At 59.9% G+C, this 3,326-nt stretch carries 2 protein-coding genes and 1 pseudogene; all 3 read left to right on the forward strand.

Annotated features, from left to right (window positions below; genetic code table 11):
• Window positions 1-546: cellulose-binding domain-containing protein (locus IRZ24_RS18465; protein WP_297167610.1), on the forward strand; the 546-nt coding region annotated here is incomplete at its 5' end.
• A gap of 291 nt (window positions 547-837) precedes the next feature.
• Window positions 838-2,736 carry a cellulose binding domain-containing protein gene (locus tag IRZ24_RS18470; RefSeq protein WP_297167613.1) on the forward strand — a complete coding sequence of 633 codons (1,899 nt, stop codon included), beginning with the start codon at window positions 838-840 and terminating at the stop codon, window positions 2,734-2,736.
• A gap of 362 nt (window positions 2,737-3,098) precedes the next feature.
• Window positions 3,099-3,326 (forward strand): annotated as a pseudogene (locus IRZ24_RS18475) (hypothetical protein); the annotation flags it as partial.

Consider the following 3,326-nt stretch of genomic DNA (forward strand, 5'->3'; position numbering starts at 1 on the left):
GAGAACGACTGTGCCCACGGCTTCATCGATATGGCTATGGCCTGGATGGACCAGAACAACATTGGCTATCTAGCCTGGGCCTGGGACACATACAATTGTTGGAGCTTCCCTTCGCTCATTACCGACTACAACGGTACACCGACACCTTACGGGCAGGGCTTGCTGAACCATCTGACGGACCTAGCCAACGGCGTCACTCCGACGCCGACGCCCACGCCCGTGCCCGGCCACTACTGCGCCGTCCACTATAGCGCCAGCTACTGGACGGGCGGTATGACCGCCAACATCACGATCACCAACATCAGCAACGCTGCCATTGTTGGCTGGACCCTGGTCTTTACCTTCCCGGGCGACCAGCAGGTTACGGCGGGCTGGAGCGCCACCTGGAGCCAGCAGGGTCAGCAAGTAACGGCTCGCGACGTGGGCTACAACGATGTCATCGCCGCCGGTGGCTCTGTCTCAATCGGCTTTAATGGCACCTGGACGAGCAATCACACCGATCCGACGGTCTTCACCCTGAACGGCGTGACCTGCAATACGGTCTAGCTGGGGGGTGAGCCAGCGTTAGGGAGCGATGACAACGCCAGTGCAGCAATACCTTACCTGACTAGCGCGTGACGGGCACTGAGCTGGGCCAGGCCTGCTTGACCTGCCCCCGCCAGTGATCTGGGCGAGCAGCTAGCCTGCTCGTCTGGTAGAACAGGCCCGGCAAGGTACGGCCAGGCCTGACTCGGCTCACCGCCTGTTCACATAAATCCAGCACCTACCCAGGGCAGAGATTATACACAACCGAACAAACCAAACAAGGAGAGTCCTCAGGAGAAAGGAACACAGGCTATGCTCAGGAAACAACTCAAGAACCTGTGCGCCGGCCTGGCGCTCATGGCGCTCATCACTGCCTTGACACTGAGCGCTGTTGTTCAAGGGCGCCCGGCCTATGCGGCTTCAAGCGTGACCATCAATGGCGGGACGACCTATCAGACTATTGATGGCTTTGGCGTCTCTGAAGCCTTCGGCCAAGCCCAGGCCATGATCAATGCTGGCTCCACGCTTGAGAGACAGATGCTCGACCTGCTGTTCAGTCCCACAACCGGGGCCGGGCTGACCATTCTACGCAACTTGATCCCTTCTGACAGCAGCCATACGATTGAGCCGAACAGTCCTGGCAGCCCAACGGCCACACCGCAGTACGTGCCCATCGGGACCGATTGGGGCCAGTTGCCTCTGACCCAGCAAGTGATTCAGAACTACGGCGTAACCCGCATTTATGCTGACGCCTGGAGCGCTCCCGGCTTCATGAAGACCAACGGCTCTGAAAGCAACGGTGGTACCCTCTGCGGCGCACCCGGTGCTACCTGCAGCTCAGGCGATTGGCGCCAGGCTTACGCTAACTACCTGGTACAGTACATTAAGGACTACCAGGCGGCGGGCGTTACCATCACCGATGTGGGCTTTGTGAACGAGCCGAATTTGACCACCTCCTACTCCAGCATGGTGATGAACCCAACGCAGACCGCCGACTTTGCTAAGATTCTGGGGCCAACACTGGCTAACGCTGGCCTGTCAACGCGCATTGTCTGCTGCGATGCCGAGGGGTGGGATCTGGCTCCCAGCTATACCAGCGCCATTGTTAACGACGCGACCGCTAATTCCTACGTCAAGATTATCTCCAGCCACGGCTATACCGCCGCACCGACTTCGCCGCTTAACTCGAACGGTAAGCCGGTCTGGGAAACCGAGTGGTCGACGTTCGATAGCTTCGACGCGGCCTGGGACGATGGCAGCGATGCCTCGGGTCTCACTTGGGCCCAGCATATCCACGTTGGGCTGACCTCGGCGAACCTGAGCGCCTTCTTCTACTGGTGGGGTGTGGCCAGCACTTCGGTGTCGACCGATAACCAGGGCCTGATCCAGCTCAACGGTTCGACTATCACGCCGTCAAAGCGCCTGTGGGCCTTCGCTAACTACAGCCGCTTCATCCGGCCCGGCGCGGTGCGCATCGGTGCCAGCAGCTCTGATAGCAATCTGTTGGTCTCGGCCTACCGCAACACGAATGGCACGCTAGCCATTGTGGTCATCAATCTGTCGAGCAGCAGCACAGCGGCGACCTTCTCGCTGCAGAATACGAATGTGGCCAACGGGGCGACGGTGACCCCCTATCTGACGAACAATAACAACAACACGGCGGCTCAAGCCACGCTGACAGTGAGCAGTGGCTCCTTCAGCGCGACCGTGCCTGCGCGCTCGCTGGTGACCTATGTCATTCCGGCTGGCACTGGAGGCGGTACTCCGGCACCCACCCCAACACCTTCGCCGACGCCGGCGCCGTCGCCCAGCCCAACGGCGACACCTTCACCGACACCGGCTCCTACTAGCACGCCTTCGCCTACTCCTACCCCAACACCAGGAGCGGCCTGCCAGGTCCACTATAGCATCGTCAGCCAGTGGCCGGGCGGCTTCCAGGGCAGCATTACCATCACCAATACCGGGAGCAGCCCTATTAACGGCTGGACTCTGCGTTTCAGCTTCACGGCTGGTCAGCAGATCACCCAGCTCTGGAACGGTAGCTACACGCAGCAAGGTGCTCAGGTGACGATCACGAATGCCTCCTACAATGCCCAGATCCCGGCGGGCGCTACTCTGGGCGCTTCACCAGGCTTCCTGGCTACCTGGAATGGTAGCAATCCCGCGCCGACTTCGTTCACATTGAATGGCGCTACTTGCAGCGTCGTCTAGAGCGCGGCGAGCTGGGATGAGGTGAGGTGACAAGGACAAAGGACACCTCGCCTCTCCAGCTCGCCCTATGGCAAGCATTTCCTTTGAGGAAAGGAGGCAAGAGCTACGTACTGAGCCGGAGCCAAGTTCGTGGTGGCCGCCGGAGTGGCCAGGCTGTCTGCCTCGTTTGCTCAGGCGTGTCAGCCTGGCGCTCCGCGCTGCCCACTCATCTTCTCTGCTGAAAACGTGAGGCCTTTTCTGCTGAAGAGCGCCGGATAGGTCCCTGGCGGATCTGCCCGGCGCCTCTTTCTTTCGGCTCTAGTATGACACGAATGCGGTCTTGACACAGACGCACATCTCCCCCATAGTTTCCCCAGAGAGCAATGCAACCCGCAATTGGCCCGTCCCGCAACCAGGCAGCAAGAGAGCGAGCCAGGATCTCTGCCCGCCGATCGCTAGGCGACGCTCTGGACTTCCTGAAGACGCTGCCCTCAGAAAGCATTGCCTTGGTCATTACTTCTCCACCTTACAACCTGGGCAAGGAGTATGAGACGCGCAAAGATGTCCTGGCATACTTGCAAGAGCAAGAAGCCGTCATCGATGAAATCGTT

It is taken from the genome of Thermogemmatispora sp. (assembly GCF_019683755.1).
GTDB lineage: Bacteria > Chloroflexota > Ktedonobacteria > Ktedonobacterales > Ktedonobacteraceae > Thermogemmatispora.